This window comes from Hymenobacter glacialis (genome assembly GCF_001816165.1).
Lineage (GTDB): Bacteria > Bacteroidota > Bacteroidia > Cytophagales > Hymenobacteraceae > Hymenobacter > Hymenobacter glacialis.
Window position 1 is genome coordinate 192,698 of the sequence record NZ_MDZC01000068.1, and the last position, 26,929, is coordinate 219,626.

Annotated in this window: 23 protein-coding genes; 9 read left to right on the forward strand and 14 right to left on the reverse strand. The window is 62.2% G+C overall.

The genetic code is table 11. From position 1 onward, the window contains the following. Nucleotides 1-77: 77 nt before the first annotated feature. Nucleotides 78-389, reverse strand: a complete 312-nt coding sequence (gene trxA, locus BEN48_RS11120) for a thioredoxin (RefSeq protein WP_083320984.1) — start codon at nucleotides 387-389, stop codon at nucleotides 78-80. Between the two features lie 143 nt (nucleotides 390-532). Continuing rightward, nucleotides 533-862 carry a hypothetical protein gene (locus tag BEN48_RS11125; protein WP_070734860.1) on the reverse strand — a complete coding sequence of 110 codons (330 nt, stop codon included), beginning with the start codon at nucleotides 860-862 and terminating at the stop codon, nucleotides 533-535. Between the two features lie 290 nt (nucleotides 863-1,152). On the opposite strand from BEN48_RS11125, the gene BEN48_RS11130 reads away from it, so the two are divergent. Both BEN48_RS11130 and BEN48_RS11135 read left to right on the forward strand, forming a co-directional pair. Next, on the forward strand, nucleotides 1,153-1,482 hold the full coding sequence (locus BEN48_RS11130) for an HNH endonuclease (protein ID WP_241502248.1): 330 nt from the start codon (nucleotides 1,153-1,155) through the stop codon (nucleotides 1,480-1,482). A 61-nt stretch (nucleotides 1,483-1,543) separates the two neighbouring features. Further along, nucleotides 1,544-2,608 carry a DUF6687 family protein gene (locus tag BEN48_RS11135; protein WP_070734862.1) on the forward strand — a complete coding sequence of 355 codons (1,065 nt, stop codon included), beginning with the start codon at nucleotides 1,544-1,546 and terminating at the stop codon, nucleotides 2,606-2,608. Between the two features lie 19 nt (nucleotides 2,609-2,627). Here BEN48_RS11135 and BEN48_RS11140 read toward each other — a convergent pair whose 3' ends face one another. From BEN48_RS11140 to BEN48_RS11160, 6 genes are all read right to left on the reverse strand, one after another. Continuing rightward, complete coding sequence (locus BEN48_RS11140) at nucleotides 2,628-4,388, reverse strand: SbcC/MukB-like Walker B domain-containing protein (RefSeq protein ID WP_125932593.1); 1,761 nt, start codon at nucleotides 4,386-4,388, stop codon at nucleotides 2,628-2,630. After that, a complete protein-coding gene (locus tag BEN48_RS11145; protein ID WP_070734865.1) occupies nucleotides 4,334-6,037 on the reverse strand; it encodes an AAA family ATPase in 1,704 nt (567 codons plus the stop codon). Before BEN48_RS11145 ends, BEN48_RS11140 begins: the two co-directional genes overlap by 55 nt. After that, nucleotides 6,034-7,272: an exonuclease subunit SbcD gene (gene sbcD, locus BEN48_RS11150; protein WP_070734868.1), complete on the reverse strand. Its 1,239-nt coding sequence runs from the start codon at nucleotides 7,270-7,272 to the stop codon at nucleotides 6,034-6,036. Before sbcD ends, BEN48_RS11145 begins: the two co-directional genes overlap by 4 nt. A 126-nt stretch (nucleotides 7,273-7,398) precedes the next feature. Next, nucleotides 7,399-7,902, reverse strand: a complete 504-nt coding sequence (locus BEN48_RS18775; RefSeq protein WP_125932594.1) for a hypothetical protein — start codon at nucleotides 7,900-7,902, stop codon at nucleotides 7,399-7,401. 75 nt (nucleotides 7,903-7,977) lie between these two features. Next, on the reverse strand, nucleotides 7,978-9,357 hold the full coding sequence (locus BEN48_RS11155; RefSeq protein WP_083320985.1) for an MBL fold metallo-hydrolase: 1,380 nt from the start codon (nucleotides 9,355-9,357) through the stop codon (nucleotides 7,978-7,980). 157 nt (nucleotides 9,358-9,514) lie between these two features. Beyond that, nucleotides 9,515-9,952 (reverse strand): hypothetical protein, encoded by a 438-nt coding sequence (locus BEN48_RS11160; protein WP_070734870.1) that lies wholly within the window; start codon nucleotides 9,950-9,952, stop codon nucleotides 9,515-9,517. A gap of 537 nt (nucleotides 9,953-10,489) precedes the next feature. On the opposite strand from BEN48_RS11160, the gene BEN48_RS11165 reads away from it, so the two are divergent. Beyond that, nucleotides 10,490-12,070, forward strand: a complete 1,581-nt coding sequence (locus BEN48_RS11165) for an amino acid permease (protein WP_070734872.1) — start codon at nucleotides 10,490-10,492, stop codon at nucleotides 12,068-12,070. A gap of 247 nt (nucleotides 12,071-12,317) precedes the next feature. On the opposite strand, the gene BEN48_RS11170 is transcribed toward BEN48_RS11165, so the two are convergent. Beyond that, nucleotides 12,318-13,850 (reverse strand): carbon-nitrogen hydrolase family protein, encoded by a 1,533-nt coding sequence (locus BEN48_RS11170; protein ID WP_070734874.1) that lies wholly within the window; start codon nucleotides 13,848-13,850, stop codon nucleotides 12,318-12,320. Between the two features lie 223 nt (nucleotides 13,851-14,073). Between BEN48_RS11170 and BEN48_RS11175 the strand changes: the two genes are divergently transcribed. Continuing rightward, nucleotides 14,074-14,607, forward strand: coding sequence for a hypothetical protein (locus BEN48_RS11175; RefSeq protein ID WP_070734876.1), 534 nt, complete (start codon nucleotides 14,074-14,076; stop codon nucleotides 14,605-14,607). A gap of 67 nt (nucleotides 14,608-14,674) precedes the next feature. Beyond that, entirely contained in the window at nucleotides 14,675-15,214 is a 540-nt protein-coding gene (locus BEN48_RS11180) for a hypothetical protein (RefSeq protein WP_070734877.1), read from the forward strand. On the opposite strand, the gene BEN48_RS11185 is transcribed toward BEN48_RS11180, so the two are convergent. Continuing rightward, nucleotides 15,211-15,420 carry a hypervirulence associated TUDOR domain-containing protein gene (locus BEN48_RS11185; RefSeq protein WP_070734879.1) on the reverse strand — a complete coding sequence of 70 codons (210 nt, stop codon included), beginning with the start codon at nucleotides 15,418-15,420 and terminating at the stop codon, nucleotides 15,211-15,213. The genes BEN48_RS11180 and BEN48_RS11185 overlap by 4 nt on opposite strands. A gap of 176 nt (nucleotides 15,421-15,596) precedes the next feature. On the opposite strand from BEN48_RS11185, the gene BEN48_RS11190 reads away from it, so the two are divergent. The 4 genes from BEN48_RS11190 (at nucleotide 15,597) to BEN48_RS11205 (ending at nucleotide 23,286) form a co-directional block, all read left to right on the forward strand. Further along, nucleotides 15,597-18,698 (forward strand): amidohydrolase family protein, encoded by a 3,102-nt coding sequence (locus BEN48_RS11190; protein ID WP_070734881.1) that lies wholly within the window; start codon nucleotides 15,597-15,599, stop codon nucleotides 18,696-18,698. 7 nt (nucleotides 18,699-18,705) lie between these two features. After that, entirely contained in the window at nucleotides 18,706-20,007 is a 1,302-nt protein-coding gene (locus BEN48_RS11195; RefSeq protein WP_070734882.1) for an amidohydrolase family protein, read from the forward strand. A gap of 345 nt (nucleotides 20,008-20,352) precedes the next feature. Then, a complete protein-coding gene (locus tag BEN48_RS11200; RefSeq protein WP_125932595.1) occupies nucleotides 20,353-22,383 on the forward strand; it encodes an RICIN domain-containing protein in 2,031 nt (676 codons plus the stop codon). A 15-nt stretch (nucleotides 22,384-22,398) separates the two neighbouring features. Further along, the gene (locus BEN48_RS11205) at nucleotides 22,399-23,286 is read left to right on the forward strand and encodes a DUF6929 family protein (protein ID WP_070734885.1); all 888 of its coding nucleotides are present in this window, start codon (nucleotides 22,399-22,401) and stop codon (nucleotides 23,284-23,286) included. A gap of 24 nt (nucleotides 23,287-23,310) precedes the next feature. Here the strand turns inward: BEN48_RS11205 and BEN48_RS19790 are convergent, their stop codons facing one another. From BEN48_RS19790 to BEN48_RS11225, 4 genes are all read right to left on the reverse strand, one after another. Beyond that, on the reverse strand, nucleotides 23,311-23,745 hold the full coding sequence (locus BEN48_RS19790) for a lactonase family protein (protein WP_317043700.1): 435 nt from the start codon (nucleotides 23,743-23,745) through the stop codon (nucleotides 23,311-23,313). After that, on the reverse strand, nucleotides 23,742-24,500 hold the full coding sequence (locus BEN48_RS19795) for a lactonase family protein (protein WP_070734889.1): 759 nt from the start codon (nucleotides 24,498-24,500) through the stop codon (nucleotides 23,742-23,744). Before BEN48_RS19795 ends, BEN48_RS19790 begins: the two co-directional genes overlap by 4 nt. A 277-nt stretch (nucleotides 24,501-24,777) precedes the next feature. After that, a complete protein-coding gene (locus BEN48_RS11220) occupies nucleotides 24,778-25,266 on the reverse strand; it encodes a hypothetical protein (RefSeq protein WP_070734891.1) in 489 nt (162 codons plus the stop codon). 519 nt (nucleotides 25,267-25,785) lie between these two features. Then, the gene (locus BEN48_RS11225; protein ID WP_070734893.1) at nucleotides 25,786-26,448 is read right to left on the reverse strand and encodes a YceI family protein; all 663 of its coding nucleotides are present in this window, start codon (nucleotides 26,446-26,448) and stop codon (nucleotides 25,786-25,788) included. Between the last annotated feature and the right edge of the window lie 481 nt (nucleotides 26,449-26,929).

Sequence of the window (26,929 nt, forward strand, 5' to 3'; positions counted from 1 at the left end):
GGGTTGCCGTACCCAACGCCCGAACCCCGCAGATAGTTTGACTGCTCCTGTCTGGAAAACGCCGCCGCCGGGGCTGGTTATTTCCCCACGTAGGGCTGCAGGGCCTGCGCAATCTGGGCTGCCGGCACCACGCCCGCCTGCCGCCACACCGGCTGCCCCTGGTGGAACAGAATCAGCGTTGGGATGCTCTGCACGCGGTATTGCTGGGCCACGGCCGCGTTGCGGTCCACGTCAATCTTGATAACCCGCAGCTTGCCCCCGTGCTGGGTGGCCACCTGCTCCAGAATGGGCGCCATGGTTTTGCAGGGGCCACACCAGGTGGCGTAAAAGTCAACCAGCACGGGCATGCCGGGGCTGTTGATGAGTTCGGGGAAGGACTTACGAGGCACGACGAAACAGAAGAAAGTGAAACCACCAGCGGCCAAAAGCGCCGCGCGCCCAATCGGGCCGGTACCGCACCTAAACGAAAAAAGCCGGGCGCACGGCCAGGCTTTTTTCGTTTTAACGCGAATAACCGAAGTTATGGCGGTGCTTATCTGGTGATTATCGTGATGTCATTGCCCACTTCGGGCAAATCAAACCGGCCGCCAACGGCTTTCACACCCTTCACCAGGCACTCCCAGGTGTAGCGCCCCGGCGTGGCCGAAGCAGCTTCGCCGCTAGCGCTTTTGAAGTAGTTGGGGTCAGAGGGGTCGGAGGGAAACATCACATCAACTCCCATCTGGCCGGGGCCCAGCTCCTTTATCAAAAGGTAGTCTTTGCCGGTGCGCTCGTTGTGCACCACAAAGGTGGCCGTGTAAGGCCCAAGCTGCCCGTACTTGTCCAGAATGCCCAGCTTTACCTGCGCAGTAGTGCTCACCATCCACGTTTGAGCTTTCGCCGAAGGTCCTGCAGCAACTAGTAATAATACTACCAGGGCTCCCGCCAGACGGCCAACCAAAGTAGTGTGCTTTGGTGTTGAAAAAGGGGGTAGGGGTGTTGTCATAAGTGAAACAGGAATGAAATTAGTGCCGTGTCAGGCCCGGTAAAGAAATACCAATAAGCATATTACCTGCCAAGATAGGTTGCTTAAAATTAATGCGCAACTTAGCGCGGCGCAATGGTGTTTAAATTCAATAAAATATTTTCTCCAAATCTGCCCTTAGCTGCGCTATGCCCAGGCGTCGTTCGCTGCCGGCCACCTGGCCACCATCCAATTCATCGGTCGCCGCAGAAATCCGTTGCGGCCTCTGCGAGCGCGAGGTGCAGTCTACTTCCCGCCACCACTTGGTGCCGCGCGAAGAAGGCGGCCACCACGGCCCCGTGGTAGACTTATGCCAGCCCTGCCACAGCAGCGTGCACCGCTTCCTAAGCAACCGCGACCTGGCCCGTCGCTACGCGTCGGTAGAGGCCCTGCGCGCCGCCGAGGAGCTCCAAACCTACCTGCGCTGGATTCGCAAGCAGCGCGTGGAGCGCATCAGCAACCGGCGGGGCCGGCGCTAGGGGAGCAGCCGCCCCACCGCCGGGCGCTGCCCGAACCGGATTTATACCCCAGCTTTGCTGCATGAACCGCTATTTCGTGCCCTTCGCGCAGCTTCGGCAGCAGCCCACCATTGTGGTCGATAGCGTGGGCAATGGCGCCGCCCTCACCCTGGCGCATTGGCGCGGGGCTGCCACGCCGGTGCTGCTGCGCGATGACACCAGCGCCGGCTCGGCGCTGCGTGCCTTGCACCAGCCCGCCACGCCCGGCCTGTCGGCAGCGGCCGTCACGGCCAACCACTTCGACATCGACGGCTTCGTTGGGGTGTGGAGCCTGCTGCATCCCGAATTGGCGCTGCACCACGAAGAATTGCTGCGTCTGGTGGCTGTATTGGGCGATTTTCGGGAAATAAACTGGTCGCACCCGCTGGCCGACCATGCGCTGCAACTGGTGTGCTGGCTGAACGCCGAAGAAAAGGCCCGCTTCTACGAGCCCTTCGGTGCGCCCTTGCGCCGACGGCGCGAGGACGAGGCCTCCGCCGAAAAGTTTGAGTGGTTTCTCCCGCGCTTCGCCGCCGTGCTGGACAATCCTGCGGCAGGCCGGCCGCTATGGCTACCCGAATTCGAGCGGGTGAAGCAGGCCGCTACGGTAGTGGTGCAGGGGCCGCGGAGCCAGCACCGGACCTACCCCGCAATAGGCCTAGCGGTGGTTAATACGCCGCAGCCCGTGCCGTATTATGCGCTTTTCGGTGCTACGGCGGGGTCCGATATCGTGCTGGCCCTTTACGATGGAAACCGCTACGAGCTGGAGTACAAATACACCACCTGGATTGACCTGGCCAGCCGCCCTACGCTGCCGCGCCTGTCCCTGGCGCCGCTGGTAGCACGCTTGAATGAGCTGGAAACCAACGCCCAGACCTGGGCCGCCGACGGCATAACCGACACTGGCCCACTGCTGCGCCTCAGCGGCCCGCGCAAGCTCAGCAAAGCCCAGCGTTACGCCGACCCTGACGGCCGGCCTATTTACTCATCATCCATTCCGCCCGAAATATTCGAGCAGGAGGTGCTGGCCTTTTTCCAGCAGGGTTACGCCCACATCAAGCCCAAAAGCTACTGGACCTGGGCCGAAGTAAAAGCCGCCAGCCAATAGTGTGGGATTGGAGCCCGCGTTACAACCCAACCACCCGAATTGAGCTGACGCCGCCCGCGCCTTTGCGCACGTTGATTTGGGTACTCACCCGCTCCTTCAGCGCCTCCACGTGGGAGATGATGCCGATGGTTTTGCCGGTGCCCTGCAGCATTTCCAGCGCCGTGAGGGCCACGTCCAGCGCTTCGGGGTCGAGGGTGCCGAAGCCTTCGTCGATGAACAGCGTGTCGATTTGCGTCTTGCGGCCGGCCAGCTCGCTCAGGCCCAGGGCCAGCGCCAGACTTACTAGGAAGCTTTCGCCGCCCGAAAGGGAGTTCATGGAGCGGGAGCTGCTGGCCTGGTACTCATCAAGAATGAGTAGGTCGAGGTGCTCGTTGGGGTTGCGCAGGATGCGGTAGCGGTCGGTGAGGCGGGTGAGGTGGCGGTTGGCCAGGTCCACAAGGCGCGCCAGGGTCAGGCCCTGGGCAAACTCGCTGAACTTCTTGCCATCGGCCGAGCCGATGACTTCGGCCAGCTGGCGCCAGCGGCGCGCTTCCTGCTGCTGCTTGTCGAGCTCGGTGGCCAGCGCCGCGTGGCGTTCCAGGCCGTTGCGGTGGCTGTGGAGGCGCTCCTGCCGCTGCCCCAGCTGCTGGTTGAGGTGGGCCAGCTGGCTGGCGTGGGCGGCCAGCTGCTCGGCAATAGCGGCCAGGGGCTCGGGCGTGAGGGCGCGGCCTTCTTCGGTCTGGAGCTGCTGGGCGGTTTCGGTAAGGGCGTGCTGGGCGGCGGCCACGGCCTGGTCGTGCCGGGTGAGCTGCTGGGTGAGGCGCTGGGCCACGTCGTCGGGCAGCAGGCGCTCGGCCAGGGCGGTGGGAGCGGGCGGCAGGCCGGCGGTGCGCAGCTCGGCCACCAGAGCGGCGTAGCGCGTGTCGCGGGTTTCGGCGTGCTGGGCGGTGTCCTGTTCGCGCTGCTTCAGCTGGCTTTCGGTGTTCACCAGGGCCGTTTCGTGCTTCTGGAGTTCCTGGTCGGCTTGCAGGAGTTGGTGCTCGGCGCGCTCAAGCGCGCCGGCAAGCTCGGTGCGGGTTGCGGCCACGTCGGGGCCGGCAAAAAGCTGCTGGCGCTCCTGCTGCTGGGCCTGCATGGCCTGGTGCTGGGCGAGCAGGGTGGTTTTACGGTTTTGCAGCCATTTGTGCAGCTCGTCCCGTTCGTCCTCCTGCTGCTGTAGCACGGCCGCTATGGTGCCGGCCTCTTTTTCGGCGGTGGCCTGGGTTGCTTTCTGGCGTTGGTACTCCGCGCCCGAATCCTTGAGCTGTTTCATCAGCTCGGGGCCGTTTTCGCCGCTGAAGGTCAGGCCAAAGCTGCTGCTCAGGCTGGCCAGCTGGTCGCGCACCAGCGGCTCCCGCTCCCGGGCATCGGCCAAGTCGCCGCGCACTTTGGCCAGCTCCCGGACCAGTTCGCGCTGCTGGTCGGTGGCCTGCTGCGCCCGGCTTTGGGCTTTGGTCAGCGTTATGTCCAGCTGGCTTTGCTGCTGTTGCAGGCCGCGCAGCTGCTGCACCAGCGCCCGCACTTTCGTTGGCACGGTGGCTTCCTCGGCCTCGCTCAGCGGTGGCAACGGGACAGGGTGGGGCTGGGCGCCGTTGCTGGTCAGCAATTCGCCAAAGGTGAGCAGGTGGTTGAGCCGCGTGTTGAGGGCGTGCACGCGCTGGCCCAGCTCCGCCTCGCGGGCCTCGTCGGCTCGCACCGATTCGCTGCTCACGCCCAGCTCCCCGGCCGCGAAGGGGTGCTCCAGCGCGCGCACAGCGGACACGGGTCGCCCGCGGTCAGGTGCTGGCGGGCTTCTTCGTGCGTCAGAATAAGGTGCTGCGTTTGCAGGAGGCGGCGCAGGTCGGCGTGGGCCCGCTCCAGGTCGGTGTGCTGGTGGCGCAGGGTTTTTTCGTGGGCTTGCAGGCGCGTGAGCCACTGGTCGCGGCTGCTGGCGGCGGTTTGCTGCTGCGCGTTGGCCGCCACCAGGGCCTGGGTGGCGGTGGCGGCATCGGCCTGGCCCTGGGTGGCGGCTGCTTCGGCAGCCGTCAGGCGGCCCTGCAGCGAGGCTTCGGCGCGGAGCAGCTGGCCCAGCTCAGCGCGCAGGTGCTCCCAGTCCTGCAGGTTGGCGGCCACGGTGGGCAGGGTGTCGCCCAGCTCCTCCAGGTGCAGGTGCAGGGTGAGCCACTCCGCTACCTGACCGCTTTGCCGCCGTAGGTCGAGCAACCGGGCACTGGCGGTGTCAATGGCCGCTTTCAGCTGCTTGCAGCGTTTGTTTTTATTGTCGTATTCCTCTTTGTCTTTCTTCAGCTGCTGGCCAGCGGCCTGCACCTGCACGTCCAGCTTTTCGGCTTCGCGCAGCCGGGGTTCCTGCTCTTTTTGGGTGGCCACGGCCGTGTCGCGAGCCGTGGCGGCGGTGGCGCGGGCGGCGCGGGCGGCGGTCAGCGCCGTTTGCAGCTGCGGCAGATGCAGGCGCAGTCTTTCAGTCTCGATGCCCAATTTCTGGTGCTGCTCGTCGGCCTGACGCAGCAGGGCCCAGGGCGTCTGGAAGGGGAGGGCCTGCTCGTGCCGGGCCACGCGCTGTCGCACCGGCGTGAGGGTTTCGGCTTCGGAACTGAGCTCGTGCAGGCGCGACTGGCTGCGCTGCTGCTGCCCGGCCAGCTCCTCCAGGCGGCGGCGCCAGGCCTGGGCTTCGGCCAGGCGCTGCTGCGCGGCGGTGGCAGCCTGCAGGTGGCGGCCCAGCTCCTGCACGTCGGCTTCCAGTTCGGCTACTTCCTCGGGGCCCAGCAGCACCACGCCGGCCAGGCCGGAGCGCAGCGTTTCCACGCGCAGCGTTTCCAGCTTGGCGCGCTCGTAAGCGGCTTTGGAGATGTCGGAATACTTGCGGGTGTCGGTCAGTTTTTCCAGCAGCTGGGCCCGCTCGCCGGCCGAGGACTTCAGGAACTTCGTGAACTCGCCCTGGGCCAGCAGCACCGAGCGCAGAAACTGCCGGTACTCCAGGCCGCTCAGCTCGGCTACTTTGGCCGGCACGCGCGACTTAAGATTTTCCAGAAACGGCCAAGTGGCTTCGCCATCCACGAACACCTGCTCGCTGAGCTCCATTTTGGAGTCCTGCAAGGGGTTTTCGGGGCGGCGGCGGCCGCGGTGCTGGCCCCACTTGGCGCGGTACACCTTGCCGCTGGCCTGGAACTCTACTTCGGCCCAGCTTTCGCCGGTGCCGTGGCTCATCACCTGCTCGGGGCCGCTGCCGTCGTGGCGCGGCACCTGGCCGTAGAGCGCCAGCGTGATGGCGTCGAGGATGGTGGTTTTGCCGGCGCCCGTGGGTCCGGTAATGGCAAAGAGGCCGGCGTCGGAAAGCGGGCTGGTGCCAAAGTCAACCTCGTGCTCGCCGCGCAGCGAGTTCAGATTACAGAAACGGACGCGGAGAATCTTCATGCGTGGGGCATTCCTTCCAACAATTCATCAAAGGCGGCCAGTAGTTCCGCGCGCCCGGCTTCGGGCTCGCTTTCCAGGCGCTGGGCAAACACCTGGCGCTCGGTGAAGTCGTGCAGGCTGGGGGTGAGGGGCTCGTCGCCTTCGCCCGGCTCGCCCAGCGGGCGCAGCTGCACCAGGCGCAGGTGGCGGCGGGCCAGCACCTCCACCTGCTGGCGGTCTAGGGCCTGAATGACGGCGAGCAGCGCCTCGGCTACTTCCAGCTGGGTGCGCTCGGAGCGCACTTCCACGTCGACCCAGGCGGGGAGCAGGTAGCCAGTGTTGTCGTAAGCCACCAGCAGGGCCACCACTTCCTCCAGCCCGCCGTGGAAACGCAGCAGCCGGCGGGTGCCCGGCACCGGCAGGGCCGTGAGCGCGGCCAGCTTGCCGGCTGCAAAATCCAGCAGCAGCACTTCCTTGCCGTGGTCTATTTCGGAAAAAGACAGCGCAATGGGCGAGCCGGAGTAGCGGATGTGCTCGCGCCCGCCCACGCGCTGCGGCCGGTGCAGGTGCCCCAGTGCCACGTAATCAAACACTTCCGGGAAATGCTCGGCCGTGACCTGGCCCAGGTTGCCCACGTGAATGGTGCGCTCCGAATCGGAGGGCGCGGCCCCGGCGGCATACAGGTGGCCGGTGGCCAGCACGGGCAGGCCCTGCGCCTTGAGCTGCCACACGTGCTCCACCTCCGCGATGCGGGCGTAGTGGTCGGCGATGCCTTGCTTGAGGCGGGCTTCGCGCTCCTCGGCCGTTTCGCCGGGCACAGACAGGCGCACGTCGCGGTCGCGCAGGAAGGGCACGGCGCACACCACCAGGCCGGGCTGGCCGGCGGCATCGTTCAGCACCAGCACCTGGTCGTCGAAGCAGTCGGGCACGCAGCCCACCACGTGCACCCGCAGGTGGCGCAGCAGCCGCGCCGGAGCGTTGAGGGTCGCGGGCGAGTCGTGGTTGCCGCCCACCACCACGATGTCGCGGCAGGCGGTGCCCTGCATTTGCAGCAGGAAATCGTAGTACAGCTCCAGCGCCTGGTTGGCGGGCGAGCCGCTGTCGAACACGTCGCCGGCAATGACCAGCACTTCCACGGCCTGCTCGCGCACGGTGGCCACCAGCCAGGTCAGGAAATGGCGGTGCTCGTCGGTGCGCTCGTGCCCGCTAATGAAGCGCTGCCCGAGGTGCCAGTCGGCGGTGTGTAGAATGCGCATAGGGTAGAGATAATCTCAAAGATACCCAGGCGGTGGGAAATGGGGAAAGCGCCGGCAGGTGCGCCAAAATATTTGAAAATACCAAAAAGCCCTATTTAACCATCAAATTACAAGTAGTGTAAGTAGTTATTTCTTGTATTTTAACCTGCCAAGGAGTGCCCTCAGGCTGTCGCTCCGTTGATACCCGGCTTTGGAAGGGTAAAGGGTGAGACTGGAAGTCATTTCCCCTTGAGGTGGAATGTAAAAACCGGTTACCTCATCTTGCGTCACGGAATAAACGAGGTGCCCAGCAAGAGTGTCGAGTTTGATTTGCTCAGTGGAGGCATGGTTTCTTAAATCAGGTGCAAACATGCCGTATTCGTAATTTATAAACTCGTTTCCTGTCCACAGGGCACCAACATATCCAGGACAAGTTGAGTTAACCGTAATGTTTCTCCAGCTTTTAGGGGTTTTTAAGTCTGCCCATTCCGTTGAAACAAGTTGCATGTTATGGTCCACAGGGCGATAAGCTGTTGATAAAGTTTTTTCCCAATTGATTTCGCCTACGAAAAGATTCAGAAATAAATTTAGAAAAAGGAATGCCATCAGGGCTATCAAAAGACTTGAGAGAGCAAGTTTGGTTTTCTTCATTTCTCTTGTCAAGCTAATGTGTCAATCAATTTCTTATACTGCGATTCCAAACAAAAAAACTTGGAATACATAATGTTAATGCACCTCCTGTCCCTGAAACTCCGCAATGGCCTCGCCCAAATCCAGCACGTCCACGCCAGGCAGGGCCTGCTGCACAATGCTGGCCCCGGCCGCCGAGCGGTAGCCGCTGGCGCAATGAATCAAGACGGGTTTATCAGTAGGTATTTCGTGGGCGCGCTCCCGCAGCTCGGGCAGCGGGATGAGCAGGGCGTTTTCAAAGACCGGGGTTTTGGCCTCGGCGCGGTTGCGGATGTCCACAATGGTGAAGGCTTCGGGGTGCTGGCGCACCTGGGCCACGTCCACGGCGGGGGAAGTGTTGGGCAGCACCAACGGGGCCAGCAAGGCGCCTTTGATGTTGCCCTCGTAGCCGATTTTGGCGGCTTTACGCACCACCGCGTCCAAACCAATTTGGGAGTCGGATAGTAAGTAAAACGGCTCGGCAGGGCCTATGATGGAACCCAGCCAGGTCTCGAACTTGCCGCCGTCCTGCAGGTTGAGGGCGCCGGGCAGGTGGCCGGCCCGGAACTGCGCGGCGGGGCGGGTATCAATTATCAGCACGCCGGGCTCTAGGGCGGCGTTGCTGCCGGGGTGGGGCACCGCCCGGATGCTGTCTTCGAAACCGGGGACGCCCTGGCGGTTGAGCTGCACGTTGTGGCCGAAGTACTTGGGCACGAAGGGCTGGTCTTCGAGCAGCACTTTGACGAACTCCTCCTGCGACATGGGCTGCAGGGCGTAGTTGGTTTTCAGCTCCCTGGCAATGGTGCTGTCGAGGTCGGTGCTGGTGGTTTTGCCGCAGAGGCTGCCGGGGCCGTGGGCGGGGTACACCCGCGTGGTGCCGGGCAGGGTCATGAGCTTGTTGCGGGTGCTGCGATAGAGCTGGGCGGCCAGCTCCTGGCGCTGGTGGCCGCCCACGGCCTCGTCCTCGCGCAGGTCGGGCCGGCCCACGTCGCCCACAAAAAGGGCGTCGCCGGTAAACACGGCGCGGCTCTGGGCCAGCTCGTCCAGGAGCAGAATGCTGATGCTGTCGGGCGAATGGCCGGGCGTGTTGATGGCGTGCAGCTCCACAGTGCCCAGGCTGATGCGGTCGCCGTCATCAAACGTTTTGTGGGGGTACCTGGCGCCCAGCAGCTCGCTGCAGTAGATGGTGGCCTCGGTTTCCTGAGCAATTTCCAGGTGCGACGACACGAAATCGGCGTGCAAGTGCGTCTCAATCACGGCCACGATGTCGGCCTCGTGCTCGTCGGCAAAATCGTAGTAGGGCTGCGGGTCGCGGGCCGGGTCGATGATGGCGACCTGGCGGCCGCAGCGCACGGCGTAACTGGCGTGTGCCAGGCCCTTGTCGTAAAACTGCTGGATTTGCACGGCCGAGGCCGTGCTACTGGGGAGGGGTGGCATGGGAAGGGAAGTAGTGGCTAAACAGACAGCCGGGTGTTTAGGCCAAATATAAGCAAGCAGGCCGGGCAAAGGCAAAATGCGTTCGGCTGGCTGCTAAACGCAAAAAGCCCCAGCCAAATCTGGCTGAGGCCCCTACGGTACGAGTGCTAATCGGCGATTACGCTTTGATTTTTGCCTTCATTTTGCCGCCGTCTTTCAACTTGGCGTTGCTGCGGCGTTCCGCCTTCAGCTGGCCCAGCTTAGCGTACTGGTCGGCAGTCAGGATGGCCTTGAGCTGGCTTTCGTAGCGGCCGTGGGCGGCCTGCTTCTCGCTGCGGCCGGCTTTCTTGTCGGTGCCGTACTTGGCCTTGAATGCGGCCGATTCCTGTTGGCGGGCCACCAGAAGCTGCTCTACGCGGGCTTCCTGGTCGGCGGTCAGGCCTAGTTCCTTGGCCATTTTGGCGGCGTGGCGGTCGGCTTTTTGGGCAGGCGTTTTAGCGGCATTTGAGGTTCTGGCTTTGTACTGCCTGGCGGCGGCGGGCGTGGTGGTTTGGGCGAAGCTGGTGCCGGCGGTGGTGAAGGCCAGGGCCGCGAGCAGCATGAGGGTCTTTTTCATAGGGTGGGGAAGAAATAATACAACTTGTTGAGAAGGGGGGTGGAGCGCGAAAGTGCTTCGTTGCTCACTTGCTGGGGTGTTTGCAAGTGCTGTGCCAGCATTGCGGCGAGGCTATTGGCTGCCCGAAAGCCTCGACAAAGGGGAGGGTATTATCTATAGAATGGGCTGGTTATTCTCTTCAACCCCGGCGCAGCGCTCCCGCACCGGGTCGGGACACAGGTCAAGGTCTTTGGGCAAACCTTGTGCGGCTCGCGGACCTTGTGGCCGCGAGCGCACAGGAATTTTTTTTTGTAAGGAAAAGAGAAGAGGAGTGAAGGAATTGCGGGCTTGGATGCGGCCAAAGTGCCTGAGTTTAACAAGGTGGCAGCCGCGCCGGGGGAGAAGCTGAACAGGTACAAACCGGATGGGAGCGAATTTGCTGCCTATATTTCGGGCCCGTCGCTGCCATTGCCCGCAATTTTTGAGGACAGAAGCACTCGGCGGTTCCATTGTTAAGTTCTTTTTATTTCACACTTCTTCTTTCATTAACCCTAACAAATGGCAAGTATTTTCGCCAAAAAACCATTGGCCGTGCTACTGGGCGAGGCCAACTCCACCGGGCACGGCACGCTGAAGCGGACGCTGGGCGCGGGCAACCTCGTGGCCCTGGGCGTGGGCGCCATCATCGGGGCGGGCCTGTTTGTACGCACCGCCGCCGCCGCCGCGCAAGCTTCGGGGCCGGGCGTGACGCTCGCCTTCATTCTGGCCGCTTTTGGCTGCGTGTTCGCGGGCCTGTGCTACGCCGAGTTCGCCGCCATGATTCCCATTGCCGGCTCGGCCTACACCTACGCCTACACCACCATGGGCGAGTTGGTGGCCTGGATTATTGGCTGGGCGCTTATCATGGAATACGCGCTGGGCGCGGCCACCGTGTCCATTGCCTGGAGCGAGTACCTCAACAAGCTCCTGGAGACGTTTGGGACGAGTATACCCTATAGTTTCAGCCACTCCCCCTTCGAGCGCGCCGTAATCAACGGCGTGGCCGAACACGGCATCATCAACCTGCCGGCGCTGCTTATCATCATAGCGCTGAGCTTGTTGCTGGTGAAAGGCACCCAGGAATCGGCCATGTTCAACGCCGTTATCGTGGTGCTGAAGGTGCTCATCGTTATCGTATTCATTGGCGTGGGCTGGCAGTTTGTGAACCCCGCCAACCACGAGCCCTACCTCATTCCGGCCGATGCCGTGGTGAAAAACGCCGCCGGTGAGGTGGTACGCACCTACGAAGGCTGGAACAAGCACGGCTGGGGCGGTGTGCTGGGCGGCGCGGGCATCGTATTCTTTGCCTTCATCGGATTCGATGCCGTGAGTACGGCTGCACAGGAAGCCAAGAACCCCAAGCGCGACATGCCCATCGGCATTCTGGGCTCGCTGGCCCTTTGCACGGTGCTGTACATTCTCTTCGGCCACGTGCTGACGGGTGTGGCCAACTGGCGCGAGTTTGCCGACCCCGCCGTGGGCGGCGAAGCTTCGGTGACCTACGCTATTGTGACGCACATGAAAGGCTACGAGTGGCTGGGCACCGCCGTGACGGTTGGCATTCTGCTGGGCTTCACTTCGGTAATGCTGGTGATGCTCATGGGCCAGAGCCGGGTGTTCTTCTCGATGGCCAAGGACGGGCTGATGCCCAAAGCCTTCTCGGCGCTGCACCCCCGCTTCAACACCCCCTACAAGTCGAACCTGATGCTGATGGTGTTCGTGGGCTTGTTCGCGGCCTTCGTGCCCGGCAACCTGGCCGGTGACCTGACCTCGTTCGGTACGCTGCTGGCCTTCGTGCTGGTGAGCATTGGCGTGTGGGTGATGCGCAAGTCGGACCCCGACCAGCCGCGTCCGTTCCGCGCGCCGCTCTCCTCGGCCAGCTTCCCGCTGGTGCCCTTCATGGGCGCGCTCGTGTGCTCGGGCCTTATCATTGGCCTCGACGCTGCCACGCTGGAAGTAGCCGCCGGCTGGATGCTTCTGGGCTTCTTCGTGTACTTCCTCTACGGCAAGCGCAACTCGCTGCTCCAGAAGGGCATTGTGGTAGTGCCCACAGAGATGGACGAGCAAGCCTTCATCGACCCTGACAAGGACAACCTGTAAGGAGCCCGCAAGGAACTGCTTATCTAGCAACAAAAAACCCCGCCGGATATGTCCGGCGGGGTTTTTTGTTGAGAAGCAATCAGGGAAGTCGTTTGGAAAATAATCAACCCACCAGAACGTCATGCTGAGCTTGCCGAAGCATCTCTACCGCTTCGTTGAATGGCTTATACGAAGCGGTAGAGATGCTTCGGCAAGCTCAGCATGACGTTCTAATGGTTTTCAGATTCTCTAAACAGCTTCGGATACATCAATGCTTGGGCATGAGCTCCGATGCGCTGAGCTTGTACATGTCGTGGCGGCGGCTGCGCAGGTTTTGCACGCTGCCCTGGGTGCGCAGGCGGTCGAGAATGGACAGGTCCACGTCGGTCACCAGAATCATCTCGGTGTTGGGGGTGGCTTCGCTTTTTACGCCGGTAGTGGGGAAGGCGAAGTCGCAGGGCGTGAGCACGGCCGACTGCGCGTACTGAATGTCCATGTTCTTCACCCTGGGTAGGTTGCCCACCGAACCGGCAATGGCCACGTAGCATTCGTTCTCAATGGCCCGTGCCTGGGCGCAGTGCCGCACGCGGGAGTAGGCCGTCTGCGTGTCGGTGAGGAAGGGCACGAACAGAATGTCCATGCCCTGGTCGGCCAGGAGCCGGGCCAGCTCGGGAAACTCCGAATCGTAGCAGATAAGGATGCCGATGCGGCCCGAATCGGTGTCGAAGGTCTGGAGTTTGTTGCCGCCGGTGAGGCCCCAGTACTTGGCCTCGTTGGGCGTAACGTGAATTTTCTCGTAGCGCTCGGTGCTGCCGTTGCGGCGGCACAGGTAGCCCACGTTCATCAGCTTGCCGGCTTCATCCATCACGGGCATCGAGCCGGTGATGATGTTGATGTGGTATTTCACGGCCAACTCGGTGAAGCGCGTCAGAATGGCGTCCGAAAACTGGCTCAGCTTGCGAATGGCATCAATCTCGGACAGCTCGTTGGCATCGGCCATCAGCGGGCCGTGAAACAGCTCGGGAAACAGCGCAAAGTCGGCGCGGTAGGCGGCCAGCGCATCCACGAAGTATTCTACCTGTTGCAGCAGGTCTTCCACGCCACTGTAGAGGCGCATCTGCCACTGCACGAGGCCGAGGCGCACCTGCGTTTTCTGGGCAATGGGCTGCACCGGGCGGGTGTCGTACATCATGTTGTCCCACTCCATGAGCAGGGCGTAGCTGCCACTGGCCTTGTCAGAGGGCAGGTAATTGCGCAGCACGCGCACCGGATGGAAGTCGTTGGAAAGCTGAAAATTCAGCGAAGGGTCCATTATTTCGCGGTCCTTTACCTTCTGCACGTACTGCTTGGGCGTGAGCGTTTCCTGGTACTCGTGGTAGCCCGGAATGCGCGCCCCGAAGGTGATGGAGCGCAGGTTCAGGCGTTCGCAAAGTTCCTTGCGAGCCTCGTAGAGGCGGCGCGCCAGCCGCCGCCCGCGCATGGCCGGCACCACAAATACCTCAATGCCGTAGAGCGTGTCGGCGGTGGGCTGGTGAGTGCTGAAGGTGTAGTCGCCCGTTACCTGCTGAAACGTGTGGTCTTCTTCGAACTGGTCGTGGTCGACGATGAGGGCAAAGGCAGCGGCCACCACTTCGCCGTTCACCGTCACCACAAACTGGCCCTCGGGAAACAGGTCTACCAACTTGTTCAGCTGTGCCTCCGGCCAATAGGAGGCCAGGCGCGGGTAGGCCAGTAGCATGGCGTTTTTGATGGCTTCGGCGTCGGTTTTTTGCAGGTGGCGAATCTCAGTCAGTTCATTCATAAAAGTGGTTATCTTGGGTATTCATGGCTGCGCCCGCGTTAAAATTGCGGCCGCGCCGCAAGAGCGGAAAACGCCAGATTGCGGAGCGTCAGCCGACAGGTTTTAGAGCCCGCTCATGTAAAAATAATTTGCCGGCGCGTCTTTACGGTACGCAGAAACAGCCGCAAACGCCGAAATCAACCCAGTTCGTCAGTTTTGGACTATTACTCACTATGCCGTCCACATGAACAAAACACGTAAGCCCGCGCCATTCCTCAGCCTCTGGCCGTTGCTGGTTCTGAGTGCCGGCCTCGCGGGGTGCTGCGGCAGCATTGAGTGCGACTGCGACGCTGGCTCGGCCAGCGACGTAGTGGTGTCTTTTGACCAGGACAGCTTGCAAAGCGGTTTCCGAGCCGCCGAAATAAGGGGAGCGTATGCGGTGCGCTACGTCCGGCCGGGGTTTTTAACGCCCCTGGATACTGCCCGCCAAGTGCTTGCCAGTACCAACTTCAACAGCACCAACTATATCAGCCTGCAGACGCTGCGCTGGCCCGCCAACCCCACGTTGCCGACCGCCGGGGAGGCGTTTACCAGCTACAACTACCGACTGGTGCTGCCCAATGCCAGCCGCAGCTACAGCATCAGCGAGCTGGAAGTGGCAACTGGGGCCGGGAGTGGCTGTTGCGGCTGCCCGTTTAACATCCGGCGGCGCTTTGTGCTCAACGGCAATCCGGTAATAGCCGAAGGGGGCGCTGCCTACACCGTGCTGCGTCGGTAGCGGATACATTTGTGTGCGAAACGCAACCCCGAAGTCAATTCCCGCGGTGCCATCTAAGTTCACAATCATGACCCGTTTTGCTCTTTTCACCCGCCTGGGATACATTGGAGTGTTGGCTGCTGGGAGTGTAGCCCTTGCAGGCTGCGGCGATAAATGCGCGGATTACACCTGCGCCCCCTGTACGCTCACGGAAAACTTATCGGTACGCATCGACACCGACCCCCAGCGCGGTGGGTTCACCAACGCCGAGGTGGCGGGGGCCTACGTTGTGCGCTATGCCCAGCCCGGCTTTATCACACCGCTCGATACGGTGCGGAACGGGCTGTGCGACTCCAATCTTTTCTGTGTCGTGAACTTGCAGACCCTACCCGTTCCGGGTGCCACCGGCGTACAGCCCGCTTTGGCCTATGCCGCCTTCAATTATCGGTTTGTGCTGCCCAATGCCGGCCGCAACTACGACCTCAGCAGCATTGACATGGCGAGCCAGCCGCCTGGGAAGGGCTGCTGCAGTTGCGGAAGCAACCTGCGCCGGCGTGCGGTGCTAAACGGTACGCCCGTGGCCGATGACGGGGCCGGCGACGGCAGAGGCATTTACTTGCGCCGCTAGCTCGCCGCTTTCACTTCGCTCTGGAGCTTGAGCACTTTGTCGCCATTCTCCTGCACGATGACCAGCGCGGGGTCGTCGGCCGAGCCATTGCGGTGAATCTCGGAGCCTTTGATGGTGCGGGCAATGGGCTCTTTGTGCATGGACTCGATTTTGCCAGTGGCCGTGCCGGTGCCGTATTTCCAGGTGACTTTGGTGCCTTTGCGCATGGGAAGCAGGGGAGGAGGAAGGGGATAAGCCGGATTGTACAATTCGTTACCACATTATTACTGGTATTTGTAGGGAACTGTTGCCGGGCCGTGGCCCGTGGCCCTACATTTGACGGCAGCAGGGCGAAGGCGCCCGTTTCATTGTGCATTCTCCAGGCGTGCTTTCTCGTTGTTTCATGAAAATTTCTACTCAGCAGCTGCCCTTGGCGGCCTTGCTGGCGCTGCTGGGCCACGGGGTGGCCGCGCAGCCCGGCACCTACCCGCGCAATGGCGTGGCCGACCAGCGCCCGGGCGTATTCGCCTTCACCCATGCCACGCTGTTCACCGACTACAAAACCCAGATTAACGACGCCACGCTGGTTATTCGAGATGGCAAAGTGGTGGCTGCCGGCCCGGCGGGCGCCGTAAAGATTCCGGCGGGCGCGGTGGTGCAGGACGTGCGCGGCAAGTTCATCTACCCCGGCTTTGTGGACGTGTACACCAGCTACGGCGTACCCGAAACCAAGGCGCCCGAGCGCCAGGGCCGCCGCCAGGGCCCCCAGTTCGACAGCCAGAAAACGGGGGCCTACAACTGGAACCAGGCCGTGCACCCCGAAGTGAACGCGGCCGAAATGTTCAAGGTAAACAACGACCAGGCCACTGCTTACCGGGCCCTGGGCTTCGGAGCAGTGCTCACCCAGCAAGCCGACGGCATCATGCGCGGCACAGGCGCCCTGGTTAGCCTGAACACCAACCGCCGCGAAAACGAGGTGATGCTGCTGGAAAAGGCCGCCACGGGCTTGTCGTTCGACAAAGGCACCAGCACCCAGGATTACCCCAGCTCGCTGATGGGCAGCATCGCACTGCTGCGCCAAACCTACCTCGACGCGCAGTGGAACCAGCGCGCTCCCCGCCGCGAGCAGAACCTGTCGCTGCAGGCCCTCACGCAGCAAAAAGCCCTGCCGGCCATCTTTCAGGTGAGCGACAAGCTCTCGGCCCTGCGGGCCGATAAGGTGGGCGACGAGGCCGGCCAGCAGTACATTATCAAGGGACGCGGCGACGAATACCAGCGCCTCAACGACCTGAAAGCCACCGGGGCCACCTTCGTGCTGGCCCTCAACTTCCCCGATGCCTACAACGTGGAGGACGTGTATGACGCCCTGCGCATTCCGCTCGAAGACCTGAAGCACTGGGAGATGGCGCCCGCCAACCCCGCCCGCCTCAGCCAGGCTGGCGTGCCCTTCGCCCTCACCGCCGCCGACCTCAAGGACAAAAAGAAGTTTCTGCCCAACCTGCGCAAAGCCGCCACCTACGGCCTCACCGAAACCGCCGCCCTGCGCGCCCTCACCGAAACGCCCGCGCGCCTGCTCCGGGCCCAGGACCGCATCGGCGCCCTGCGGCCGGGCATGGAAGCCAACTTCGTGGTGTGCTCGGCCCGCTTCCTGGCCGACGACAACGTGCTGCTCGACAACTGGGTGCAGGGCGAACGCTACCAGTTGAGCACCGTGCCCGCCGACTACCGCGGCGTGTACACCCTCAAAATAGGCGACCAGCCCGAAGGCCGGTTCCTGATTCAGGGCAAGCCCGAAGCCCCGGAACTGAAAATAGTGCCCACCGCGGGCGACACCATCAAAGGCAGCCTGACCGTGAGCAGCGACCTCGCCACGGTGGTCTTCAACCCCAAAGACAAGCAAAAGGGCAAGGCTCCTAAGGCTGCGCCCGACAACTCAACCCTTCCCGCCGGCTCCGTGCGCCTGAGCGGTTACTATACCCAGGAGGGCCGCGTGTTTCAGGGCGATGGCCTGCTGGCCGACGGCACGCCCGTGAAGTGGCGCGCCGCCCGCCTGGAAGAAGCCACCCGGATTGCCAAGCGCGACTCGGCCAAGGCCAAGCCCGTCCCGGTGGTGGGCAGCCTCATTTTTCCCTTCGCAGCCTATGGCCGCAGCGCCATGCCGGGCCAGGAGCCCACGCTCATCAAAAACGCCACGGTATGGACCAGCGAGGCTGCCGGCAACCTGGAAAATACCGACGTGCTGCTGATAAACGGCAAAATATCGAAAATTGGCAAGAACCTGGCGCTGCCCAAAGGCGGCCGTACCATTGATGGCACGGGCAAGCACTTGTCGCCGGGTATTATCGACGAGCACTCCCACATTGCCGTGGCCGGCGGCGTGAACGAAGGCACCCAGGCCGTGACCAGCGAGGTGCGCGTGAGCGACGTGGTCGACAACGAGGACGTGGGCATCTACCGCGACCTGGCCGGCGGGGTGGTGGCCGCGCAATTGCTGCACGGCTCGGCCAATCCCATCGGCGGGCAGTCGGCGCTGATTAAGATGCGCTGGGGAGCCACGCCCGAGGACATGAAAATTGCCGGGGCGCCGGGCTTCATCAAGTTTGCCCTGGGCGAAAACGTGAAGCAGAGCAACTGGGGTGAGCAGAACGTGCTGCGCTTCCCGCAGACGCGCATGGGCACCGAGCAGGTGTTTGTGGATGCTTTCAGCCGCGCCAAGGAGTACGAAAAGGAGATGGCTGCCTACAACAAGCTGGGCAAGGGCAAGCAGAAAACCACCGAAGGCCCGCGCCGCGACCTGGAATTGGACGCGCTGGTGGAAATCCTGAACCGGCAGCGCTTCATTACCTGCCACAGCTACGTGCAGAGCGAAATCAACATGCTCTTGAGCGTGGCCGACCGCATGGGCTTCAAGGTAAACACCTTTACGCACATTCTGGAAGGCTACAAGGTGGCCGATAAAATGAAAGCCCACGGTGCCAATGCCAGCACGTTCTCGGACTGGTGGGCGTATAAAAACGAGGTGCGCGACGCCATTCCCTACAATGCCGCCATCATGACGCGCGCCGGGGTGAACGTGGCCATCAACTCCGACGACGCCGAAATGAGCCGCCGCCTGAACCAGGAAGCCGCCAAAACCGTGAAATACGGCGGCCTCACCGAAGCCGAAGCCCTGCGCCTGGTGACCATTAACCCGGCCAAAATGCTGCACTTGGATGCCAACATGGGCTCCATTAAAGAAGGCAAGGACGCCGACGTGGTGCTCTGGACCGACAATCCCCTGAGCATTTATGCCAAGCCCGAGTACACGTTTGTGGACGGCCGCGAGATGTTCAGCCTCACCGCCGACGCGGCCCTGCGCGCCGACATCCAGAAGGAGCGGCAGCGCATTGTGCAGGCCATGCTGCTGGCCAAAAAGGGCGGGGCGGCCACCCAGGCCGCCTCCGACAAGCCCCAGGGTCTGTGGCATTGCGATACCATGGGCCAGGAAAAAGAACTAGCTAAATAGAGTCCTTATGCGCGTTATTCTCACCCTTGCTTTAGCTAGCACCGCCTTCGCCGCATTGGCCCAGGTGCCCATGCCCACGCCCGCCCAAACCAAACCGGTGCTCATCACCGGGGCCACGCTGCACGTGGGCAACGGCACGGTGGTGCCCAATGCCACCGTGGCCTTCGACAAAGGCCGGCTCACCTACGCCGGACCCGCCGCCGGCTTCACGCAGGACCGGGCCGGCTTCGATGCCATTGAGGCCACCGGGCAGCATCTGTACCCCGGCCTGATTGTGCCCAATACAACGTTGGGCCTGACCGAAGTGGAGTCCATCCGGGCCACCGTGGACGACGAGGAAGTGGGCACACTGAATCCCAACGTGCGAGCCATTGTGGCCTACAACACCGATTCGGACATTCTGCCCACGGTGCGCACCAACGGCGTACTGCTGGCCCAGACCACCCCCCGCGGCGCCCTGCTGGCCGGCCAAAGCAGCGTGGTGCAGCTCGATGCTTGGAACTGGCAGGACGCCGTGGTGCGCGCCGACGACGGCCAGCACCTCACCTGGCCCCAGATGGTGTTCCGGCTGAACCCCAGCGAAGACGCCACCGCGCTTGACCGCCGCCAGAAGGCCCGCGAAACGCAGCTCCGCAACCTGGAGCAGCTCTTCGGTGAAGCCAGCGCCTACCGCCAGCAACCCGCCGGCCGCCCCGAAAACCTGCGTCTGGCTTCCCTGGCCGGCATCTTCGACGGCAGCAAAACCCTGTACCTGCACGCCGACTACGGCAAGGAAATCATCGAATCGGTACGGTTTGCCCGGCGTATGGGCGTGAAAAAGGTGTCGGTAGTAGGTGCCCGCGATGCTTGGATGGCGCTGGACTTTTTGAAGCAGAACGACGTGAGCGTGGTGGTGTCGCGGGTGCACGCCCTGCCCCGGCGCGATGCCGACGACTACGACCAGCCCTACAAGCTGCCCGCGCAGCTGCAGGCCGCCGGCATCCGCTTCTGCCTCGATTACCAGGGCGACCAGGAAACGAGCGGCTCGCGCAACCTGGCCTTTGTGGCCGGCACCGCCGTGGCCTTTGGCCTCACCAAAGAGCAGGCCCTCACCGCCGTCACGCTTTCCACGGCCCAGATTATGGGCATCGACAAAGACTACGGCACCCTGGAAACCGGCAAAAGCGCTACCCTGGTGCTCAGCAAAGGCGACCTGCTGGATATGCGCACCAACGCCGTTTCCCGCGCCTTTATCGACGGCCGGGGCATCTCCCTGGAAAGCAAGCAAACATACCTGGAGAAGAAATTTCGCAGCAAGTACGGGCAGTAGTACTTGTCCAAATATCTCGTCATGCTTACAAGACGGTCATGCCGACTAGACGGTCATGCTGAGCTTGCCGAAGCATCTCTACCGCTTCGCCTGTCATGCTGACGAAGGAAGCATCCTTTTACCTTAGAACAACTCGTTTACCAGGGATAAGGTCCTTCGCGGGGCTCAGCATGACAAGAGGTGCGGTAGAGATGCTTCGGCAAGCTCAGCATGACGTTCTTTTTTCCAGAAGTTTAAGGTGTCAGTACCGCCAGTGCCAGGAGCCGGCCGCGGCGAATTTCGCCTTTCCCGCCGTTCTTTTGCACCGTACAACCACGCGTGCTCTTTGCTGGCGCGCCCCCGCTGATGCTCCGTTTTCTTTCGCTGTTTCTACTATTTCCGTTTTTTGTTCAAGCCCAGGATGCTTTTGCTCCCGATGAGCGGGCCTACTATGGCATCATTAACCGGGGCAGTGGGCGCAGCCTCGACGTGGCCAGTGCCAGCCCCACCAGTGGGGCGGCGGCCGTGCAGTGGGAGTTCACGCACGCGCCCAGCCAGCAGTGGCGCTTCGTGCCCCTGCGCGCGGGCAGCGAATACTACCGCATCGAAGCGCGCCACAGCAAGCAGTGCCTCACCGTGAGCAAGGCCGGCGAAAGCATGGCCCTGTTGCAGCGCCCGTTTCAGGGCAGCGCCGAGCAGCAGTGGCGCCTGGTGCCGGCGGGCCCGGCGGGCAGTTTTCAGCTCGAAAACAAAAGCGAGAACCGCACCGCGGCTTTGGCATCGGCCGATAAGTTCAACGGTACGCCGGTGCTGGCGCAAAAAAGCAACGGCCGCGCCAGCCAGCAATGGCGCCTGTTTCTGCTGCGCCTCAACGTGGCGGAAGGGCCTTCTCCGTTTGGCACTCCCCAGCCCCTGGCCGGCCCCGTTAATTCACCTGGCAACGAGGTGAACCCCGTGCTGAGCCCCGATGGCAACTCACTGTACTTCGCGCGCACCAAATTTGCGGGCAACACCGAGGGCAACACCGATTCCGGCGACGCCTGGCTGAGCCGCAGCGCCGACCAAGGCCAGACCTGGGGCCCCGTCACACGCCTCGACGCCATCAACACCCCCCAGAACAACGAAGTGGTGGCCGTGGCCGGCGCCGAGGGCCAGACCATTTACCTGCGCGGTACCTACGAAGGCGGCACCTCCCGCGACGAAAGCCTAAGCCGAACCAGCCGCGCTGCCGCCACTGCCGGGCCCACTAAAAACTTCAAACCCGACGCCGTGCGCGTTGCGAATTATTACACGGCCGTGCCGGGCTCGGGCTTCTTTATCTCCAAAGACGAGAAAATCATGCTGCTCTCGCTGGAGCGGGGCGACTCGGAGGGCGGCAACGACATCTACCTGAGCCGCGCCGATGGCAGTGGGGGCTACACCGAGCCCAAAAGCCTGGGCGCGGTGCTGAACTCGCCAGGTTTCGACTTTGCCCCCTGGCTGACGCCCGATGGCAAAACGCTGTACTTTGCGTCCTACGGCCACATGGGCTACGGCTCAGCTGATATTTTCGTGAGCCAGCGCCTCGACGACAGCTGGACGCGCTGGAGTGAGCCCCGCAACCTGGGGCCCGCCCTCAACGGCCCTGGCTTCAATGCCTACCTCAGCCTGACGCCGGACGGCAAAACGGCTTATTATTCTTCCTCCCCCACGCCCAACGCGACCAAGGACATCTGGCGCACGGGCCGGGCCGTATCGGCCGATTCGCTGCCCGTGGCGCCAGTGGTGGTGGTTACGGAAGCATCGCCGCGGGTTTACGTGAGCGGCCGTGTGCTGGACGCCCGCACCAAGCAGCCGGTACCGGGTGCCATTGTGAAAGCCAACCTACAAGCCAACGCGGCCGGCATCCAGTTCAACGCCACCAGCCGCGCCGATAACACCGGCGGCTACCAGATGTCGCTGCTGCCCGGCAAATACTACCTCACGGCCACCGGCGGCGGCTTCCTGACAGTGGGCGACACGCTCATTGCCAGCGGTTCGCCGCGCCGCGACTTGCTGCTGCTGCCCGCCGCCGTGGGCGCCAAAGTGGACTTGCCCAGCATCATCTTCGCCCAGGGCAAAGCCGGCCTGCTGGGCTCTTCCTACACCGAGCTGAACCGGCTGGCCATTGCGCTGCAAGCCAGCCCCGGTACCGAAGTGCGCCTGGAAGGCCACACCGACAACGTGGGCCCAGCCGATAAAAACCAGCAGCTTTCCGAAGACCGGGTGGCCGAAGTGAAACGCTACCTCGTGGGCCGCGGCGTCAACGAAAACCGCATCACTACCGTGGGGTTCGGCGGCACCAAGCCCAAGTTTAAGAACGACCGCGAGGAAACCCGCCGCCTCAACCGGCGCGTGGAGCTGGTAATTGTGAAGTAAAAGCTTAGGAGCTACATGACTGCCGCCATTCTCTCGGAAGACACCATTCCCGGCCTGCCGTCGGCCTCCGGAATTGAGGTGATTGGCCCCGTGGCCTACGTCATTAGCGACGATGCGCCCTTTGTGTACCTGCTCGACGCGACCACCCTGGCCGTGCTGGCGCAGGTACAGCTCTTCAAAAGCACGGAGTTTGGCACGGGCCGCATTCCCAAAAGCACCAAGCCCGACCTCGAAGCCCTCACGGCCCTGACGTGGCCCACGGGCCAGGCCGGCGTGCTGGCAATGAGTTCAGGCAGCACGCCGGCCCGCGAAAACGGCTGGTTTCTGCCGGTGTCGGGTGGCGCCCCGGTGCCGGTGCGCCTGACCCCGCTCTATGCGCTGCTTCGGTCACTGCTTGCCCCGGGTGCGGTGCTCAACCTGGAAGCGGCCGCCACCTCAGCCACGGAGCTGCTGCTGTTTCAGCGCACGGTGGGGGCTACGGGCGGGGCTTTGCTGTTTCGGCTGCCGCTGGTGGCCACGCTGCGGTTTCTAGCGGGCTACGGCCCCGCGCCGGCAGTAGCCCGCCCGCAGCTGTTTGCCGTGCCCACCATCGACGGCCGACCCGCCGGCTTTTCGGGCGCTACGTTTGTTGAAGACCGGTTATTCGTCACCGCCTCGGTGGAAGACACGGCTGATGCTGTGCTGGATGGTCCTGTGCTGGGTTCTTTCGTGGGCATTATCGACCTTAAAAAGAACACTGGAACCTTTGCGCTTCTGGCCTGGGCCGATGGCCGCGCCTACCACGGCAAAGTAGAGGGTTTGTCCGTACGCCGGGCAGTGGCGAAGGGCCGGTGGGAGCTACTGTTGGTAACCGATGACGACGCAGGCGGCAGCACGGCCGTGGTGGCAGAAGTGGTTTTGTAGGCAGAATTGGCCCTGCCGTGCGCCTTACTTCCTGAAATCCTCCACAACCTGCAAAAACATGGGCGAGGGCACTTCCGCCGTTTGGCCGGTGGGGGTGAGCCGGCCCGTCTGTTGGTCCACGCGGTAGCTCACCAGGTTGTTGGAATTCTGGTTGGCCACCAGGAGCAGGTGCCCACTGGGGTCGAGGACGAAGTTTCGGGGTGTCTTGCCTTGCGTAGGTACGTGCTGCACGGGCGTGAGGGCACCGCTAGCTGTATCAATGCTGAACACGGCAATGCTGTTGTGGCCCCGGTTGGAGGCGTACAGAAACCGTCCGTTGGGCGAGACGTGAATGTCGGCGCAGGAATTGGGGCCGGCGAAGTCAGCGGGCAGGGCCGAGAGGGTCTGCAGCTCCCGGAACTGGCCCGCCGCCTCGTCGTAGGCCAGGGCCGTTACGGTGGAGTTGAGTTCGTTTATCAGGTAGGCGCGTTTGCCGTCGGGATGGAATGTGAGGTGCCGGGGGCCGGCCCCGGCCGGGCCACAAAGGCAGGCTCGGCGGTTTCCGTCAGCAGGCCCTGGGCGGTATTTAAGCGGTACCGGTGCACGCGGTCGGTGCCCAGGTCCACGGTGAAAGCGTACTCGTTGGCGGGGTCCGTGATGATGCAGTGGGCGTGGGGGGCCTCCTGGTTTTTGTGCGGGCCCTGGCCGGTGTGCCGGGCCACGGCGCTGGGCGGGGCCAGCTGGCCATCGGCCCCTATGGGCAGCAGGCTGCTGGTGCCGCCCACGTAGTTGGCCACCAGGGCCACCTTGCCTTTGCCGTCGAGACTGATGTAGCAGGGCGCCGCCCCCGCCGAGGGCTGCTCGTTGAGCAGGGTGAGGCTGCCGGTGCGCTGGTCTACCGCGAAAGACCGCACGCTGCCGCTTTTGGCTCCCTGAAAGGTCTGGGTTTCATTTACGGCGTACAGAAACCGCTTCTTGCCGTCCAGGGTCAGGTAGGTGGGGCTGGCGCCGCCGGGCTGGGCGCTCACCTGGGTAAGGGCCCCGGTAGTGGAGGAAAGACGGTAGAGGAAAATGGTGTTTTCCTGGTTTGAAGCCACATTGGTGCCCACGTACACCAGGTAGTCCTGCGGGCTGGCATTCACCGCCGGCCGGGTGCAGCCCGCCATTCCCAGCACAAGCAAGCCAATGCCGCTGATGATTGAACGGCGGCGAGACGAAACAGGGGCGAAAAGCATCAGGAGCACGAGTTTGCAGGTGAGCTACAAATGTGCGACAAACCCTGCATACCAGGGCGACTGGCCAAACTGGTTGTGCAACAAAGAAGGAGAGGTGCTTTGGCTGCGCGGCTGCCGCATCAATCGGAGCCGTGGTACTGGCGCAAAAAGCCTACTAAAGCCGCCGAACGACCAGTTCTGACTTGGTTGGTGCGTTGCGAGCAGCCGCCAAATGAGCCTGACGGGGCGCTGTGTGGAGGTGCGGGCCTCAGTCCAAGCAGCCGGCTGCGGCCAGTCGTTATTTATTGGCGAGCTGCTGGGGCGTGGCATTCGATTCGTTCCCGGCGTGTCTGTTTGCTGCTAAACTGGAGCTGGCGGCTTGTTGCTCGGCACGCAGCCACGCCTTGGCATCGTCGATGTTGCCAAACATGCGCATTACCAGCCGGCCGCCCAGGCCCAGGTGCATGGCCTGCGCCGAGAGGGCGGCCATGGATTCGGGGCTGACCACGTTGGCAAAGTGAGTAAGGCCCTGGGCCAGGGCACGCGGGGCCCAGTCCATCACAATCCACTCCACAGCATGGTCCCAGGGCCCCACCACTTCGCGGTTGTCGTTGAGCAGGTAGGCGCAGGCGTTGGTTTGCAGGTGAACCAGGCAGGCATCCGCCCCCGCTTTGATACCAGGCTGGGTCTGGTACCCTATCCAATTGTTGTATACCCACTTATTGGAGCTATCGTACTCGATGGTCAGGTACACCTTGCCAAAGGCATTCGTTAGTTCTTGGAGCATGAGCAGAAGGGGAGAGCACTAGGGGCGTGCCGGTAAATAAACATGGAAAGAGCAGAGCCTTGGGCCGTGAAGGTAGTTGTAGTTACCCGGATGAAGGCATCAGGCCCGCATTATTAACGCTGCCACTAAGGAATGACAGCAAGCGTAATGCCTGACAAAGTAACTCTTGCTGAATTCCACGGTCCCACATTAACGATGCCAAAAGTACTGCTGTTATCGTTTGCTCTTAGTTTTACCAACTATATCGGGTCTTAAACCCAATAAAGACGGCTTTGCCTACCTCACAACCCATGCTTATCCCATCAGCAGCTTGGGGGGGCGGTATTGAAGGTATTTTCCAAAGTCGCGGCCTATTCAACGCCCTGACCAAAACTCATTTGCCACCTGTTGGTGCAGCATGCATAAAGGGAATTCCTATGCTTTAGGTAAAACTTGTTGGGATGTAGGCGAAAGTCATTTGCGCATAAAAAAAGGCTCCACCTGAATGGCGGAACCTCTTTTATGTCAAGACGACAAAAACTAGCGCTTGGCCACGCCGTCCGATTTGGCGATTACGTTGAAGGTCAGACTAAAGGTGTCGTCGATGGCCTTGTCGCCAAGGCTTTCAAAAAAGGACTTGGAGCGGTAGCGGATGTCGTACTTGGTGCGGTCTACGGTGGCCGTGCCGGTAGCTGCCGCGATGCCGTTTTTCACGCCTGTTTTGGCCGGGAAGCTCAACGGGTTGGTTTTGCCCTTAATGGTCAGGTTGCCTGTGATGGTGGCGTTGTTGCCATTGGCATCACCCTTCAGCGGTTTCACACTCGTGATGACAAACGTGGCCGTGGGGTTGGCGTCCACGGCAAAAAAATCCTCCGATTTGAGGTGGCCCAGCAACTTCCCATTGGAGCCGGCATCGGTTATATCCTCAACTTTCATCGACGCCATGTCAACCACGAACGTGCCGCCGGTTATCTGGCTGCCCTTCACCAGCACCTGCCCGCTTTGGAACTGCATGGTGCCGTTGTGCTGGCCGGTAACCTTTTTGGCCAGCCAGCCCAGCGTGCTGAGCTGCGGCTGCACAGCATATGCTTCGGGCGTGGGTTTGGTGAACCCAGAGGCAGTAGGCGCGCCAGTGGAGGCAGCCACGGCGGGAACCGCCAGCCCAAATGCTGCGAACAACAAGGGAAGGATAATCTTTTTCATGAGCAAAATAAATGATGTGATTTGCAGTAAGGTAACAAGTTAAGCTAAAAATCGAGCCGAATGTTCTCGTGCCGCATGGTTTCGCTTTCATGAACGTATCAGGAGTATTCATGCAGTTGTGCTCCGGCGCATTGGCGTGCTTTTCGTCGCCTTATGGGGCTATTTGTACCGTAGTAGCGAGGCGCGTATGGGAGAGTGGCTTTCTGCTCACCTAAAGCCCCCCCCATAGCATTGGTCAGGCTGTGGTAAAACACTTTCTTGACGGCAATGCTACGGATGCATTCGACTTGAGCCGAACGCAAAAAAAGCCTCAAAAACTGCATCTGCGAACAGATTTACAGCTTTTGAGGCTAGCATTGGGGGTGGTCGTTAGACCTTCCTAGTACCCGGAGCCGGGGTAGCACTAACTTGCTATTTAGTCTCCTAACTAACTAAAAACGTGTTGTTTGAATCTATTGGATGATTTGCTGAAAAAGAGTAG